This is a genomic window from Fibrobacter sp. UWH6 (assembly GCF_900142465.1).
In the GTDB taxonomy this organism is placed as follows: domain Bacteria; phylum Fibrobacterota; class Fibrobacteria; order Fibrobacterales; family Fibrobacteraceae; genus Fibrobacter.
In genome coordinates this window covers 299,813-316,378 of sequence record NZ_FRAX01000003.1, presented here as the reverse complement: position 1 = coordinate 316,378, position 16,566 = coordinate 299,813, and the positions used below count along the sequence as shown (strand labels likewise).

At 48.1% G+C, this 16,566-nt stretch carries 14 protein-coding genes; 8 read left to right on the top strand and 6 right to left on the bottom strand.

The window, feature by feature from the left end; genetic code table 11:
- Positions 1–10 precede the first annotated feature (10 nt).
- Genes BUB73_RS04665 through BUB73_RS04650 form a run of 4 tightly spaced genes read right to left on the bottom strand, consistent with a single transcriptional unit; the run spans position 11 to position 5,604 of the window.
- Entirely contained in the window at positions 11–1,618 is a 1,608-nt protein-coding gene (locus BUB73_RS04665; protein ID WP_088658561.1) for an NAD(P)H-hydrate dehydratase, read from the bottom strand.
- Positions 1,619–1,636: 18 nt separating this feature from the next.
- The gene (locus BUB73_RS04660) at positions 1,637–2,344 is read right to left on the bottom strand and encodes an outer membrane beta-barrel protein (protein ID WP_083538158.1); all 708 of its coding nucleotides are present in this window, start codon (positions 2,342–2,344) and stop codon (positions 1,637–1,639) included.
- Positions 2,345–2,374: 30 nt separating this feature from the next.
- Complete coding sequence (locus BUB73_RS04655) at positions 2,375–4,195, bottom strand: hypothetical protein (RefSeq protein ID WP_073283944.1); 1,821 nt, start codon at positions 4,193–4,195, stop codon at positions 2,375–2,377.
- 14 nt (positions 4,196–4,209) lie between these two features.
- Positions 4,210–5,604 (bottom strand): hypothetical protein, encoded by a 1,395-nt coding sequence (locus BUB73_RS04650; protein ID WP_073283942.1) that lies wholly within the window; start codon positions 5,602–5,604, stop codon positions 4,210–4,212.
- 228 nt (positions 5,605–5,832) lie between these two features.
- Here BUB73_RS04650 and BUB73_RS04645 point away from each other — a divergent pair, with 228 nt between their 5' ends.
- The 8 genes from BUB73_RS04645 (at position 5,833) to BUB73_RS04610 (ending at position 14,461) form a co-directional block, all read left to right on the top strand.
- Positions 5,833–6,267, top strand: coding sequence for a metal-dependent transcriptional regulator (locus BUB73_RS04645; protein ID WP_073157320.1), 435 nt, complete (start codon positions 5,833–5,835; stop codon positions 6,265–6,267).
- On the top strand, positions 6,264–6,548 hold the full coding sequence (locus BUB73_RS04640; RefSeq protein WP_073283939.1) for a FeoA family protein: 285 nt from the start codon (positions 6,264–6,266) through the stop codon (positions 6,546–6,548). Before BUB73_RS04645 ends, BUB73_RS04640 begins: the two co-directional genes overlap by 4 nt.
- Positions 6,549–6,585: 37 nt before the next feature.
- On the top strand, positions 6,586–9,456 hold the full coding sequence (gene feoB, locus BUB73_RS04635; RefSeq protein WP_073283937.1) for a ferrous iron transport protein B: 2,871 nt from the start codon (positions 6,586–6,588) through the stop codon (positions 9,454–9,456).
- Positions 9,457–9,727: 271 nt separating this feature from the next.
- Positions 9,728–10,867 carry a hypothetical protein gene (locus BUB73_RS04630; protein ID WP_073283934.1) on the top strand — a complete coding sequence of 380 codons (1,140 nt, stop codon included), beginning with the start codon at positions 9,728–9,730 and terminating at the stop codon, positions 10,865–10,867.
- A gap of 127 nt (positions 10,868–10,994) precedes the next feature.
- Positions 10,995–11,555, top strand: coding sequence for a DUF3793 family protein (locus BUB73_RS04625; protein WP_073157315.1), 561 nt, complete (start codon positions 10,995–10,997; stop codon positions 11,553–11,555).
- A 25-nt stretch (positions 11,556–11,580) separates the two neighbouring features.
- Positions 11,581–12,009: a flavodoxin gene (locus tag BUB73_RS04620; RefSeq protein WP_073283930.1), complete on the top strand. Its 429-nt coding sequence runs from the start codon at positions 11,581–11,583 to the stop codon at positions 12,007–12,009.
- Positions 12,010–12,095: 86 nt separating this feature from the next.
- Positions 12,096–12,323, top strand: coding sequence for a DUF1490 domain-containing protein (locus tag BUB73_RS04615; RefSeq protein ID WP_073157310.1), 228 nt, complete (start codon positions 12,096–12,098; stop codon positions 12,321–12,323).
- 35 nt (positions 12,324–12,358) lie between these two features.
- On the top strand, positions 12,359–14,461 hold the full coding sequence (locus tag BUB73_RS04610) for a heavy metal translocating P-type ATPase (protein WP_073283928.1): 2,103 nt from the start codon (positions 12,359–12,361) through the stop codon (positions 14,459–14,461).
- Here the strand turns inward: BUB73_RS04610 and BUB73_RS04605 are convergent.
- Complete coding sequence (locus tag BUB73_RS04605; RefSeq protein WP_073283925.1) at positions 14,458–15,063, bottom strand: HD-GYP domain-containing protein; 606 nt, start codon at positions 15,061–15,063, stop codon at positions 14,458–14,460. The genes BUB73_RS04610 and BUB73_RS04605 overlap by 4 nt on opposite strands.
- 190 nt (positions 15,064–15,253) lie before the next feature.
- Positions 15,254–16,555 (bottom strand): hypothetical protein, encoded by a 1,302-nt coding sequence (locus BUB73_RS04600; RefSeq protein WP_073283922.1) that lies wholly within the window; start codon positions 16,553–16,555, stop codon positions 15,254–15,256.
- Positions 16,556–16,566 lie beyond the last annotated feature (11 nt).

Below are 16,566 nucleotides of genomic sequence, written 5' to 3'. Positions count from 1 at the left end.
GTAGAATGTTCTAACAGAAAGCTCTGTACAAGTTCTTGATAACGTCGCTGGGGAGCATGGAGAATGGCCCCAGTTCTTCGCGGGTCAGGCGGCCTGCCTTTTGATGAATCAGCACACCGAGAACGGCTGCTTCGCCAGTGGGCATGCCCTGAGAAAGCAGAGAGACGATCACGCCTGTAAGCACGTCGCCGCTACCGCCCTTGGCCAAGCCGGAGTTGCGTGCGGGAATCACATATACGCGACCGTCCGGGAGGGCGACGTAAATGGGGGAACCCTTCAGCACGATAGTCAGCTGGAACTGCATGGCGAAATGACGCAAGTATTCCGGGTAGTAACTTTCGTTGGTCGGCAGAGGTCCGAAGTTGCGTTCCCATTCGCGCTTGTGGGGCGTAATGATGGCGTTGGCGGGGCCGCCTTCCATGCAGAAGTATGCGGAACCGCAGGCGTTAATGGCGTCGGCGTCAATGACCACCGGGGTGCTTAAGCCTGTCAGGAACATACGGACGGCGTCCTGGGTTTCCTGGGTGGTTCCGATGCCAGGGCCGATGGCGATGGCCGTCTGCCTAGAGGCGACGCTCTGAAGGTGCATCAGGTGCATTACAGAAAGACAATCGCAACTGTCATCTCCAAGGCCGCAGAATACGGGCTCGCTAAGCTTTGCCTGCAGTGTGCGCAAGTTAGACTTGGGTGTGGCCAAGGTGACAAGGCCTGCGCCACTTCTAAGAGCCGATGCGGTGCAAAGGGCTGCTGCGCCGGGCATATTGGAAGAACCGGCGATAATCATGGCGGTTCCCTGGGCGCGCTTGTCGCCGATTTCGTTGCGTTCCGGCAGAAGGTCGGGAATCATGCTTTCGTTGGCCAGGAATACGCCTGCGTCTACCCTGCGGATCAATTCGTCGGGGTAGGGGAGCTGTGCCAAAAGTGCGGTTCCGAAAGCGGCGGCGCCTGCAGAGGTGTAGGCGTCCAGACGGGGGAGGCCAAACTGCAATGTTTCTGCAGCGTGGATGCAGGGGTCGCACATTATGTGCTGCTGGGAATCATAACCGGTAGGGGCGTCTGCAGCCAATACGGGAATTTTCCAGCTGTTGATGGTGTTTACCGCTTGTGCGAAGGCGGGACGTAATTCTCCGGAGGCCCCGTTACCCAGCATGCAGTCGACTATTAGGGTAAAGTGGGGTGCTAGGGGGAGCTGCTCACAGGAATGAAGTCTGCCTCCTGCCGATATAAAATCATCGCAGGCCATGCGAGCTTCGTCCTTGAAGGCATCGGGCTTTGCAAGAGAATAGACCGTGCAAGGAATGCCGTCTTCGATCAAGAGCTTTGCAAGAACAAGACCGTCGCCGCCATTGTTGCCGCCGCCAATAAAGACCGCAACGCTCTTGTGCATTTTTTTCTTTTTCAGAAAATCCAGCACTGTGTCACGGAGGGCTTGGGCGGCCTCCTTCATCAAGATGTAACCTGCTCCAATGGGGGTGTTACTGATTCTGGAAGCATCGGCAGACGATGCGAAATCGTTTCGGGTGTTGTAGACCTTTGTGTCGTTATCTAATGCCCTCATGGCGTCGTTAGACACGATGGGGAGGCATTCGCTATACGAAAAATCGGTTAGCAGTTTCATGCTGAAAAAAACAACGGATTAGATGAACCAGAAGTTAACGCCGAGCTTGATGCTCATCATCTTTGCACCAGCCATATCGATGGAAGACGGGTGCTTGATTTCATCCATGTTGCTGAATCCACCGCCGATGTAATCGGCGTCGGGGAACAGTTCGGACATGCCCATGTAGAAACGCAAATCAATGCTAACCTGGTCCATTACGAAAACTCCTCCACCGGCCACAATGCCGAAGCTGAAAGCTCCCTGTTCGAAGTCATCCATTTCTTCCTTGACTTCCTTGTGGGTAATCGGGTCGGTGTGGTATGTGGGGGCATCTACGTTGCTGGCGAGACGGAGATTCAGCTGGGCACCTGCATTCACGTAGAAACGTTCTGCTACAACGCCGCGGAACATCAGGGGGATTTCCAGATTCATGCTGGAGTAGGTTCTTTCATTTCGGCCTGCGCTGTGGTTTGTGCTGCTGTAATTGAAGTCCACTTCCGGAACGAAGTACAGATTGTTTACCATTTCAACGCGTGCGGTAAGACCCGCTTCAAAACCGAAGCCTGTGGGGTCGTCAGTGAAGTCGTCATCCGGTTCTTCAAAACCGTACATCATGTCGTAATCAAAAGCGACACGAACGCCAACGCCTGCATCATGACCCTTCTTTGCGGGGGATTCCTGGGCGAGGGCTGCAGAGGCGGCGAGGCCTGCGATCAATAACATCTTTGTAAATAAAGTTTTCATTTTGTTCTCTTTTCGTATGGGTTGAAATTATTAAAAGTGATTACGTATAGTGACGTTGGGGTTTATTGTCGTGATTTTGTAAATGGTTGCTTTGGAAGAAGTCTTATGATCGTTTTTCCGTACAAGGGCGATTTCGTTTATTTCTTCTAAGAACGTATTGAAACCCGCTGTTTTGAAATTTTGAAATTTCTCAAAAGGTACCATAAGTGGATGAGATGTTTCCCTTTCGGGAATCGCGGCCGATTCCCAATTTTCCACTTTCCACCCAGAGGAGATTAACTTTGAAATTTGTAAAGATAAGGAGTCTTCCGAAGTGTATTCGATACAGAGACCTTTCCATTCTCTCGCATCGATTGTCTTTTCGCTCAAAACATCCGCTACAGGTATGGTAATGTAGTTTTCGGTCGTATCGTTAGAAAAAAATAGGTCGAGTCCGTCCTTGGTGGAATTTTCTGAATGATTTGTACTTGAGATCTGTAATGGGTATCCTTGTAAGGAAGAGTTTGATTTCTTTTTTGCATTATAAATTTCTTTGCCGCCACAAGTGGCTGGCTTCAAAAGGCTGTCTTCGGGCACGTTGGCGATTGTGGTAATCTTGTTGATTTTGACTGATCCCGTAGAATTGGGATCATCGAGACTGAATGAAATCACGCTTGAGGAATTTATGATGTTATTCCTATAATAGCCGTTGGATTCAGACCATTCGTTCCAATAAAATTGTCTGGACTGTAGTAATCCTTGTGTTGTGTCGTAAATTTTCAATACTTGAGGATGATTGTTTTGGTCTTGTTGTTTTTCGGCATCGCGTACAGTAACGGCTAAATCAGCTGTCGCTGAGTATTCTACGCATAGACCGTCCCAGTGTATTATGCTGTATTTATTCAAAAGGGCTGATTTAACTGAATCAAGGTAAAAGAACACTTGATTATTAGAACTATTGATGGTTAGATCTTTTAAGTTAACAACATTATCTGCATCGAAAACTTGTCCCAATTTGTATTTGCCATTTTCGTAAATAGCCGTACCTGTACAGTGTTGCTCCGTGGAGGAGTTTTCCTCCAAACTGACTTTGGCGAGTGTTGTGATTTTAGAGACGGTTATATTTGTTGGGTCTGACTTTTCGTTCTCGAAGGAGAAAAATTTTATCTTGTCTGTTGAAAAATTACCTTTTATAATGTTGTTGCTATTCTTGGGGTCTTCCCATGATAATTTGAATGATTTCTTTTCGCCGTTAGTTATTGGTAGCACTTGTAGTCTGTAGTTGTTTTCAATGCCTAGGTATAGGTTTGCAGGACCATCGGTGGCGTATTCAATGCAGAGGCCTTCCCACGATGTAATGTTCCTTGTTGATGAGGAGTTGTCCGAGGAGGCAATGTCTGTTTTTAATGAGTGAAGTTTTGTGCTATAGTAGATTTTTGCGGTTGCTCCGACATCCTTTATGAAACCGACGCTGTCGTCCGCTTCTATCGGATTGCCAAAAACGTTTTTGTTGACGTCTTTATTTGCGTCGTAAATGACTGTGCCCGTACAACCTTCATCGTTTAGGCCAGTCTTCTGCTCGCTGCTGGAAGAGGTGTTTCCATTTGAAGTGCTGGAACCGTTGTTTGCGTTGCTGCTACTTGAACCGGCTGCGTTATCTGTTGCGCTGCTGGTTTCGCTGCCGTTACCGCCCGCGGAATTGACATCACCGTTGTTGCTTGTAGAATCAGTGTCGTCGCCGCTTACCACTTCTGCGAAGTCGTTGCCGTCATTATACTTGTCCTGGAAATTTTCCAGATAGTCGGTGCAGGCCGCGAACGCAAAAAGCGATGCGGCTACGGCAAGGTCCTTTGCTACGCTAAAAAACTTCATCTTTCTTCTCCGTCCTAAAAAAGCAGCGTTACGCCTACGCCTACGAGGCCAGCGGCGGCTATGCCAAAACCGACGGCGCGCATGTTCTGGGCGCTCTTGATCTTATCGCAACGGTCGTCATACTCAGATCGGGTAGACGCTTCCTTTTCGCTTTCTTTTTTGGCCTTGTTGTTGAATACGGCGGCCATGACTCCGCCTCCAATCATCACCACGCCTGCAACGGCTGTAGGAATCCAGGATTTCTTGGAACCGCTGTTGTTCTGTGCGGCGTCTTTGGCGGCGTTCTTGGCGGCGTTCTTGGCGGCTTCATCTTCTTGCTCGTTGACATCTGCAGTGTCCGCTACAGAAACAATCAATGCCGTGGTATCAAGAGAAGCCAACTTCTTTACCACGGGGGCGGGCTTGGATGTGTCGCCAGTGACTACATTGGCGGCAATCTGGCCCTTGACCTTTGCTCGTTTAATTTCTTTTTGATTTCCCCATATCCAGCGTCCCATCAAATCTTTTTCTTGATAGGCAGCTGTAAATTCCACACGTCCCCTAAAATTCTGCAATTTCGCTTGAGTACCCAGAGGCTGCTCCACCTTCTGGTCGCGAAGGTTTACCACGAAGTGAGCGTAATCCATGCCGGAGGGAAGGGCTGCCACATCAAACAGTTGGGCTCCGCTCAAGAAATAGGCTCCAGAAACGGGTTTGCTTAAATCCTGGTAAATGTCTAGCTTTTCGGAATTCAGGATAATCTTGATGTTGACGTTATTTTTTTCAAGGGAGTCGTTAACGGCATTGACTCGATCGACAAACAAGGGGGCAAATTCATCGCCGGCCTTTCTAATCACCACGTCGCCACATTTTTCCATCCAGCGTTCCACTAGAGTTTTCTGCTGCTTCAGTCGGCTGGGGTCAAAATACAGGGTGAAGTCGTAGGTCGCGTCAAAGGCCCCTGCAAGATCAAGGGGTTCCAGGTCCACTTTGCCGTCCAGTTTTAGCAATCGCTCCCTGGGAACGAGAATGCCGCCAAGTGCAGAAGCGCAAACCTGGATCTGCTCGGTTCGCTCGGCCAGGGTGTTGCCCATTTTGACGGAATTCAGGCGCACCTCGCCGGTCACTTCCATATACATATCTTCGAATTCGGGAAGGTCCACCGAGTAGAAGTGACTACATTCGTCGTCCAGAACGTCGTTGATGGAAATCATGGAACAACGGTTGTTCATTTCTGCGATTTTACTGGCTCGATTCAGCAAATCATCCACTTGAGGGTTGCTTTCGCCCAGCTCTGTCTTAAGGTTTTCCAGGTTCTGCTGGAGGTTTTCCAGTTCGGCCGGGTCCTTAACGAAAATGGATGTGGTCTGGCTAGCAAAAGAGGCTGCTGCCAGTATGACCATAAGTTTTGCAATGTTCAAAAAGTTCATATCCTAGAAACCGCCAAGCCCAGGCGGCTTTAACTAAAAACCGTCTGCTTGTTTGTGTGAATGTAATAAAATAATACGAACACATTTTAGATACTGGGGGGACGTAGGGTGTGTAAAAGTCTGATTTTTAACAAAAGTTAGTTAAAGATAATTTTTTTATCAAATTTAGCCTTGACTAATTAGCCTAGGCTTACTAAATTTAGTTCTGGCTAACAAAAAGAGGTAACAATGGAAAACGAACACGTAAAGCTCAGCCAGAGCCTAGAGGATTATCTAGAAATGGTGCACATGCTGCGCCTGGCTCATGGCATCGCTCGCGTAAAAGACATCGCCGCTGCCCTGCAGGTTAAAATGCCTTCTGTGGCAAAGGCCATCCTGGAATTGAAAAAGCTTGGCTTGGTCACCCAGGAACCTTATAGCGGTATTGAATTGACGGATGCAGGTCGCAAGGCTGCTGCCGATGTGCTGAATCGTCACATTCTTTTGAAAGGTTTTTTAATTCGTCTCGGTGTCTCTGAAGCTATTGCTGATAAGGACGCTTGCTGTATGGAACATATCCTGTCGGCAGAGACTCTGTCTAAAATTGAAGACTTCATGAAGCCTTCGGAAACTGTAATCACAACTGTAAAGAAGTTGAAGGTTGCAAAGGGTAACAAAAAATGAGCTGTAATTGCGGCTGTGGCTGCGACGGTAAAACCAAGAAGTGGAACGTCGAGCCGAAATTCTCTGAACTTAAGAAAGGCGACAAGGTGGAAATTGTTGGCTACAACGAAGGCGATGCCCGTTATAAGTCCAAGCTCCTTTCCATGGGCCTTGTCCGCGGCGTCACTTTGGAAGTGATGCAGATTGCTCCTCTGGGGGATCCCATTGAAGTGAGTGTCTTGAACTACCGCCTTTCCCTCCGTAGGGAAGAAGGCAATGTGTTGAACCTGAAGAGAATCTAATACCCGATCCGCGGGATTCTAAAGAAAAGAGAATATCATGTCACCAAAACCGTTTACAATCGCTATTGCAGGTAACCCGAACTGCGGTAAGACTGCTTTATTTAATGCCTTGACTGGCTCGCGCCAAAGCGTAGGCAACTGGCCTGGCGTCACTGTAGAAAAGAAGGAAGGCTTCTTCGACCTGGGCGCTCGCCACATCCGTGTGGTGGACCTTCCGGGTACTTACGCCATTTTCGCAAACTCCGAGGACGAACGCGCCGCTGTCGATTTCCTCCTCACTCGCGAAGCCGATTTGATTGTAAACATCGTCGATGCCACGAACATTGAACGTAACATGTTCCTGACCACCCAGCTGGTGGATATGCAGCAGCCTATGGTCATCGCCGTGAACATGATGGATATCGCTGAACAGCGCGGTCTCCATATTGATCTTGAAGCACTCTCCAAGCGTTTCGGGGTTCCCGCCATTCCTCTTTCTGCGGTGAACGAAAAGAGCATTACCAATTTCATTAGCCAGATGGCCCATGTTATCTCTAGCCCTATTGCCATCCCTGCCGGTCTCACCTATGGTGACAAGGTGGAGAATGTGGTGAAGGAATTGGAATCTCTGGTCGCTCCTGTGGCAAAGTTGCTAGACGCAGAACCCCGTTGGGTTTCCTTGATGTACCTGGGTAACAGTAACAGCTATGCAGACAAGTTTGCTGCTGCCGGTGTTGCCTTGAACAGGGATGAAGTTACTGCAAAGCTTGGCGAAGAATCTGAATTCGTCATGGCCGATGCCCGCTACAGCATGGCCCACGAAATCGCCGGTACGGTAATCGTTGGTGATCGCGCCAAGAAAACGCATTCTGATAAGTTGGATGCAATCCTTTTGAATCGTTGGCTTTCTCTTCCCATCTTCCTTTTGGTGATGTACCTGGTGTTCTGGGTGGCCGTGACCATCGGTAGCGCCTTTATTGATTTCTTTGATATTTCTTTCGGTGCCATTTTTGTGGATGGCCTGGGCTATTTGCTTAGCGATGTGATTGGTGCGCCCGCCTGGGTTTCTGCAGTTCTTGCCAATGGTGTTGGCGCCGGTATCCAGACCGTGTCTACCTTCATTCCGGTAATCTTCTTCATGTTCCTGTGCCTGACCTTCCTGGAAGACTCTGGCTACATGGCTCGTGCCGCCTTCGTGGCGGATCGCTTTATGCGATTCCTTGGGCTCCCCGGTCGTGCATTTGTCCCTATGATGGTGGGCTTTGGCTGTGGCGTTCCCGGCATTATGGGTTCCCGCGTTCTTGAAAGTAAGCGTGAGCGCTTCCTCACCATATTCCTTGTGCCTTTCATGAGCTGTGGCGCCCGCTTGCCGGTGTACGCTCTGTTCGCTGCAGCCTTCTTCGGAAAGCAGGCTGGAACCATCGTGTTCCTGCTTTACCTGGTGGGTATTGTGTTCGCCATCATTTACGGTCTGTTCCTGAAGAAATCCTTGTTCATGGGTCAGTCCAGCAATTTCGTGATGGAACTTCCTAACTATCATTTGCCGAAGATCAAGTCCTTGCTGATTCATTCCTGGCTCAAGCTGAAGGACTACGTGCTTCGCGCCGGTAAGGTGATTACTATCGCTGTGGCCGTTCTTGGCTTCCTCAATGCCTTTGGCTATGTGGATGGCAAGTTTACCGCCGGTAACGCAGATTCCGAAAACAGTTTGCTTTCTTCTGTGGGTAAGACCATTACGCCTGTATTTGAACCCTTTGGCGTTGAAGAAGACAACTGGCCCGCATCCGTTTCCCTCTTTACCGGATTGTTGGCTAAGGAAGCCGTTATCGGTACCATGAACTCCCTCTACGCCATGGCCCCGAAGAGTGAAGCGGTGGAAGGCCCTCAGGCTGAACCCGCTGCACCTTCTGAAGCCGCAGAAATTGTCGCTGAGGAAGCCCCGGCTGTTGAAACCGCCCCGGCACCAGAAGGAGAAAGTGTGGCTGTTACCGACAGCACTGCTGCTTCTGCTGACTCCAACGTCATTCTGAGCGAAGGCGAAACCGCATCCCGTGTCATTCCGAGCGAATCCTCCGCTGTCATTCCGAGCGACTCTCCTAGCGTCATTCTGAGCGCAAGCGAAGAATCCAGTGCGGAACCTGCCGAAACCGCCGCAGTTGCAGAAGCTCCCGCCGAAGTCGCTGCGATTGCAGAAGCTCCCGCCGAAGAAGAAAAGCCTCTTATCGCCGGTGTCGATGAATGCCCCGCCGAAGAAGAGGAAGATGGTGCTCCTGATCTCAAGGCTGCATTCATTGAAGCAGTTTCTTCTATCCCTGCAAACCTCAGCGAAGTGGTTGGATCTCTTACCGACATCTTGGGTACCTCTGGGGAATTGGAAGGCCAGGCTGCTGCTGAACTTAAGAAGGAAACTTTGGACAAGATTCTTGAATCTAAGTCTCTCACTTGCGAAGAATTTGCTGCCATTGAAACCTTTGGCGAAGAAGAGGAGGACGAAAAGACTCGCGAAGCTGTATTTGCAAAGCTTGCCGCTGCCGGTATCGAATTGGATGAAGATGCCATGGGGGCTCTTGAAGAAGGCGACCTGAGCGAAACCGCCGACATCTATGCAAACCTCCGCTCCTACTTCCACAACGGTGGTCACGATGGATTCAACTGGCAGGTGTTTGCCTTCCTGGTATTTATCCTGCTCTATGTACCTTGCCTTGCTGCCATGGGCGTTGTGGTTCGTGAAATCGGTCTGGGTCTTGGAATCCTTATGGCTACGGTTCAAACGCTTCTTGCCTGGGCCATTGCAGTGCTGCTCTACCAGATACCTGTTGGCGGACAAACCCACTGGATCGTTACCGCAGTCATTGTTCTGATCGGTACTGGAATCTTCCTGAAGCTCTTCGGTATCAAGGCAAACAAGCAGAAGCGTTTTGAAGACTAGCGAAAAAGAATCGAGAATCGCTATTAAATCAAAAACGTAAATCGGGGCCGTTGGAACGTGTCTCCTCCAACGGCCCTAATTTACAAACCTTGAGTTAGACTAGTCTAATATTTTAATTTTAAACACGACAATCTTTCGTAAACAAGTTTTCTCTTTTTTCATGCTATGTAAGGAAAATCGCCTAAAACAAGGTGTTTTTCAATGGCACGATATTTGCAAAAATTTGGCAAGAAGATTTTTAAATCACACACATCTACCCTAAGGAGTAATAATGAAATCTCGTTTAGCATTTGGCCTTATGGCTGTTTCCCTCGCCGCAGTTTCCGCCCACGCCGAAGAGCGATCGACTGTCATCCCGAGCGAAGTCGAGGGATCTAAGGGCCCTGAAGTCTCTTTCTCTGGTGAAGTGGAATTCGATGCCTACACCGGCGATCTTTTTAGCGATGGTCCAAAGTCCCATAACTATGCCTCTACTTTTGATTTTAATGTGGGTGTGAAGTTTAATGACCAGTGGTCTGCAGAGGTGCAGTTAGAAGCGGATGGCGAATCTACTGATCCTGCCGCTATTTACAATGGCGCATTCGTTCAGTACACCAAGAGCGAAAATTTTGTGGTCAAGGCCGGTGACTTGACTTTTTCTGAGGGAGCTTTCCTGAACTACTACGGCTACGACGATCCTGCCGACAATGCCGCTGGTATGGCTGAACACGATATTCGAGGAGTTGAAGTTGACTTTAATGGTTTTGTTTTTGGCCTCGGCTTTGGTCGCGGTGACAACGATAATCAAGTTTGCGCTGAAGAAGATGGTGAGGAAACGTGCGTAGGCGTCGCCTATGACGCTCACTTGGCTTATGAATTGGGCTTAGGTGAACACACTTTGCGCCCCTATGTGGATTACAAGTCCTATCAGGAACCGAAACACAATGAACTCCACGCTGGTGTGGATGCCAACCTGAAATTTGGCGGCTTCGGATTCCACGCCGTGTATGGTCTCCATGTGGATGCCCTTGGTGAAGATGAACCGGGTGCAACTCATGCCTTCCTGGTGGAACCCTCTTTTGAAGTGGGTGGCTTTAACATCAAGGCAACCGCATTCTACGCTCTCTTTGACGAAGATGCTCCCATCGATCACGGTGAAGAAATCCCGGAATACTTCTTTGCCTATGTGGAACCCAGCCTGAATTTGGTGGGCGCTCTTACCTTGGGAATCCCGCTGGAATACCACAGCAACACCTTGGATAGCGATGAGGATTTGGGTTCCTTTGCTGCAGGCCTCCGTCTTTACTTTGCCCCTGTAGAAGGTCTTGAAATTACCGGCTTCGGTATGCTGAATAAGCCCCTGGGTGATGACTACGGCGACAATGACGACATTAGCTTGCAGCTTGGTGTGGAAACCGTCTTCGCCTTTTAAGAAAATGCCATAAAACCTCCGCCAGCTCAAAGTTATGTTACCTCATTGAGCTGGAGGGTTTCCCGCCCCGGTAAATGCCGCGGGCGGGATATATTTGGCAAAAAATTAAAGTTAGACTAATCTAATTATGGCTAGAATGTTTGATTCATGTCTCGTTCGGCAATGTGCGCCTACACTAGCTGGCGTAAAGGTGGGGAATTTATTCTGCCTTGAAATTGCCGACGGCCTTCTGTTATGCAATCTTCTTTCCCGCTGGAATAAGGTTTTGAATCCTAAAGGCGTTTTTGTCAAGGTTGTTGCAGAGAAAAGAGGCTGTTATTACATCTATGTCTATAGGGATTGTGCGCTTAGATCTCTTACCTGTTCTTGTGAAATCCAGAATTTCCTGAAAAGATTCGGGTATGCGAAATTCGATGTGGATTCCTTGCTAAAATCGTTTCGAAAGCGCATGATGAAATCTGTTTGTTTTCCCCATGAAGTAGGGGTTTTTCTGGGATATCCCTTGGATGATGTGCGGGATTTTATCGCCAACGGAGGCAGAAATTACAAGCAAATAGGCTGTTGGAAGGTTTATAACGACGTTCAAAATTCCATGCATATTTTTGAGGTCTTTAAAAAATGCAAGGAGATTCTTTGGACTCGATTTGAACAGGGTGCTTCCTTGGAACGCTTGACTGTCGCAAGTTGATTTACTAAAAAAAAGGAAAAATAAAATGAGTAAAATTGCAGTTATTTATTGGTCCGGAACCGGAAATACCGAAATGATGGCGAAGGAAATTGCTGCTGGCGCACAAGCTGTCGGCGGAGACGTTTCAATTTTTCATACCACCGAGTTTTCTGCAGATTCTGCAGCGGTGTTTGAAAAGTTTGCTCTAGGTTGCCCTGCCATGGGTGCCGAAGAATTGGAAGACAGCGAATTTCAGCCTCTTTATGAAAAGATGAAACCTGCTCTTGCTGGCAAGAAGGTGGCTCTTTTCGGTTCATACGGCTGGGGCGGCGGCGAATATATGACTCCCTGGAAAGAGGATGCAGTTGCCGCGGGCTTGAACCTTGTGGATGAACCCTTGGCTGTTGAAAATGCTCCCGATGACGACGCAAAGGCTAAGTGTCAGGAACAGGGCAAGGCTTTAGCTTTGGCTTAAAATAAAAGTTAGCTGGTCTAACAAAGTTAAATTGGCTAACAAAATTAGAGTGTCTAACTTAGTTAAAAATTAACAAGGAGTAACCTATGTCTATCTTCAAAAATGAAAAGTTCTGGTTGGTGGTTGCTGGTGCTGTTGGCTCCGCTATTACCAAGAAAGTGCTCAAGGCAAAGAAAACTCGTGAACTTGCTGTAACTGGCCTTGCTCACGGCATGAAGTTCTCTGCCGATGCCAAGGCTGCCTTCCAGGATATGAAAGACGAAGCTAACGACATTTGCAACGACGCCAAGTCCGAAGCAGGCTTGGACAAGTAATTTTTCTTGTCAAGTCATCTTGTGTAGGTAAGTTTATGAAATTCAGAATCGCATACGATCGGCCGGGGCGTATCCGTTTTCGCTGTGGTCCTTACGCCTTTGAACCTAAGTTTGAAGGCCGTATCCATAAGGCTTGCGTGGGGATTCCTTGCGTAAAGTCTGCGGTAATCCATAGTGCCAATGGAAGCCTTTTGCTGAACTATGGCAGCGATGAATCTGCAGAAATAACTGCTGAAAATCGCCAGATGATTCTGGATTTTGTAACTGCCTTAAAACCGAGGGAATTGCCCGAAGTGGATCCGGATACGGATTACCAGTTGCAATCCCTGGATGACAATTTCCAGAACAGCCTGTGCAAAATGATAGCTCGCCGCTATCTGATGCGCTGGTTTGTTCCTTTGCCGATTCGAACGGCCATAACGGTTTTCCGCGGCCTCAAATATGTGGCTAAGGGATTATTCACTCTTGCAGAAGGTAAGTTGACCGTCGAAGTTCTGGATGGTGCCGCCATTGGAGCCTCCATGCTCCAGAAAAATTATGAGTCCGCAGGTACGGTTATGTTCCTGCTAGGGGTTTCTGGCTTATTGGAAGATTACACCAAGGCTCGCACCCGCACAGCGCTTACGGGCAGCCTTGCTGTAAAAGTGGACAAAGTCTGGGTGGTTAAAAATGGCGTGGACACCTTAGTTGACTTGAAGGACGTGGTGCCGGGTGACTTGGTGAGAATCCGCGATGGTGCCATGATTCCTGTGGATGGAACAGTTGTAGAAGGCGAAGCTTTAGTGAACGAATCCACCATGACGGGCGAATCAAAGGCTGTGTTGAAGAATGCGGGAAAGACAGTATTTGCGGGCACCCTCCTAGACGAAGGTTCCATCGTCGTGGAAGTCCGTGCGGTGAATGACAACACCAAGATTCAGAAAATCATCGAGCTCATTGACCATAGCGAAGATTTGAAGGCTGGCATTCAGAGCCGCGCAGAGCATTTGGCTGACAGCATCGTCCCCTTCAGTTTCCTGGGATTTGGCTTGACTCTTCTGTTTACCCGGAACATTACCAAGGCCGTTTCCATCTTGATGGTGGATTATTCCTGCGCCATTAAACTTTCTACGCCTATCTCCGTAATTTCAGCCTTGCGTGAGGCCGCCGATAGAAATATGACGGTAAAGGGTGGCAAGTATCTTGAGGAATTTGCCTTGGCTGATACTGTCGTTTTCGATAAGACGGGAACTTTGACCAAGGCAGAACCGAAGCTTCAGAAGATTATTGCCTTTGGTGGTCGTTCCGAAGAAGAAATTTTAAAGATAGCTGCCTGCATCGAGGAACATTTCCCTCACAGCATGGCCCGCGCTATTGTAAATGGTGCCGCGGAACGTGGCATCGATCATGCCGAAGAGCATGCGGATGTAAAGTACATTGTGGCTCATGGTATTGCCACAACCCTTAGAGGTGAGAGGGCTGTCATCGGTAGCAGGCATTTTGTTATTGAAGACGAAAAGGTTCTCGTGACGGAACAACAGCAGGCGACCATCGAAGAAGTGGGCGGTGCCGCATCCGTCATCTACTTGGGTATTGGCGGCAAGTTGGCTGGTGTCTTGTGCATTAGCGACCCTCCGCGAGAAGAGGCTGCCGTCGCTATCAAACGCCTGCGAGAAACGGGCATCAAGAATGTGGTCATGATCACCGGCGACAGCCAGAAGGCTGCGGAACGTACCGCTGAAATCCTGGGAATAGACACGTTCTACGCACAAGTTTTGCCCGAAGACAAACACAATTACGTGGAACGGATGAAAGCAGAAGGCAAACGCGTCATTATGGTGGGGGATGGCATTAACGATGCTCCCGCTTTGGCTGCGGCAAACGTTTCTGTTGCCATGAGCGATGCTTCCGACTTTGCCCGGGAAACTGCGGACGTTACTCTCCGAGGGGAAAATCTGGAAGACTTGGCTGAGCTTCGCGTTCTGAGCCAAAAGCTGATGGATCGAATCCAATCCAACTATAAGTTCATCGTCGCCTTTAATACGGGTTTGCTTGCGGGTGGATTCTTCGGATTCCTTTCTCCCACCACGTCGGCATTTTTGCACAATGCTTCTACCATGGCTATTTGTGCCAAAAGTATGACTAAAATTGGAACTTAACTCTGCATGGCGCAGACGGCAGTGCCCGATTTAATTAAATCATCCCAATTTTCCAAAGCGACTTTAACCACGTCGGGATCGTACATGATTCCGGCGTTCTTTTCTATTTCGCTTCTGCAGATGGACACATCCATGCCCTTTCTGTAGGGACGGTCCGAAATCATGGCGTCGATGGAATCGGCGATTGCGATAATTCTTGAACCCAGGGGAATGTTTGCGCCGGACAGTCCATCGGGATAACCTTTACCGTCCCAGCGTTCGTGGTGTCCGCGTACAATGATAGCTACGTTCTCAAATAGCTTTGCCTTCCGTAAAATTTCGTAACCTTGCAAAGAATGGGATTTCATGATTTCCCATTCTTCATCATTCAATCGTCCTGCTTTTAAAAGAACGTCGTCGCGTATGCCAATTTTCCCAACGTCATGCAAGTGTGCCGAAATATGGAATAGTTCTTCCTGATCGCCGGTGATGCCTAAAAACCTGCAAAGGGCTTCCACCATTTCCGCTACGCGGGAGGAATGGAAACTGGTGTAGGAATCTCTTGCTTCCAGGGCGGAAACGACGCACAAGATTAAGTCATGGTATTGAGATAAGGCTGACATGTGACCCTCCTTCCGATGACTTAAAGTTAGTTAAAGCTAACTGTTTTGTAAATACATTCCCATCATTTTCTTAATGCTGATCGGTACTGGAATTAACGCTCGAAGATGGAAATGAGTGTGAATCGAAAAAAATTAGGACTGATGATTTCTTCATCAGTCCCTTTTTTATATACTGACTTGTCTTGTTTTTTTAATTGATTAGAGTCATTCGACTGATTAATATATTTGTTGTGTCGTTTTCGGTTTGTTTAGCACTGAATGTTAGTAAATGTATATTAGTTGAAGAAAAACTACCAAATCTTCTTTCTAAATCCTGCCATAGTATGTAAGAAATCTTTTTCTCCCCTTTGTAAATGGAGACATTTGCACTATCATTTGTAAGTGTGCCGTTCGTCTCGTAGCGGTGAAATGATAACAAGAAATTTTTGTCTGAAGAATATTCTATACAGAAACCTTTGGCTTGGGCCAACCTTACCTGATCGTCTGGATGATTCACAAGAACAGTGTTGTTTCCTAATAAAGTAATATTGTATTCACTACCGGGTTTTAGATATGTTCTTTCCTGAAAAGAACCTAAGGACGACCAGTATTCGATATGTTGTGGTGTAATAGTCGAGCCGTCGCATTTTAAGTATTCGTCAATAGAAACATTGGGCTTCAATGTTGTGATTTTATGAATGGTTATAGAACTATTACCCAAATAGCTGATAAAATTGATTGATTCTACCTTTTCTATTGAAAATCCTTCTGAGCTGCCATTGTCTTCTTGTTTCTCCATCAAACCTACATTTTCATTCCATGACCATGTGAATGAACTTTTTTCGCCATTTGTATTAGGCATCTCTTTGTAAAGCAAAATAGGTTTATTAGCGCTACTCCCATCGACGACGTTAGCATGTAGAACTCCTGAACCAGTGTATTCAACACAGAATCCACCCCAAGGTTCAATATTCATGGTATCTGGGGATTCTACCAAAGGCATTATTAATAAGCCCTCCTGAGGAAGATATGCTGTTACTCCGTCTGGACTTGTTTTGCTCCAATCTGAGCCATACTCTTGGACAAACGTAATAAATTTTCGACCAAATCTATTATACACCGAATCTTCTTCCGCGTCATAAATCACGGTGCCGGTGCAAGGCTTGAAAGCACTGCTGCTGGATTCTGCAACAGAAGAAGAACTGCCTGGGTCGGCAGCGGAACTGGAACTGTCCGTGCTGTCGGAAGATTCGACGTCGCTGTCGCCACCGTTGGAAGAACTGAGTTTGCTGTCGCTGCTGCCGTCGTCGTCACCATTGTCGCTGTCGCTGGTTATTTCGGCGAAGGCATTGCCGTCGTCATACTTGTCCTGGAAGTCTTCCAGGTAGTCGGAACAGGCTGCAAATGCGACGAGGGAGGCGGCAAGGACTGGATTCTTCGCTTTGCTCAGAATGACGCGGGCGAGGTTGCTCAGGATGACACGGGAGGGATTGCTCAGATTATTCAATTTCATATCATCCTCTC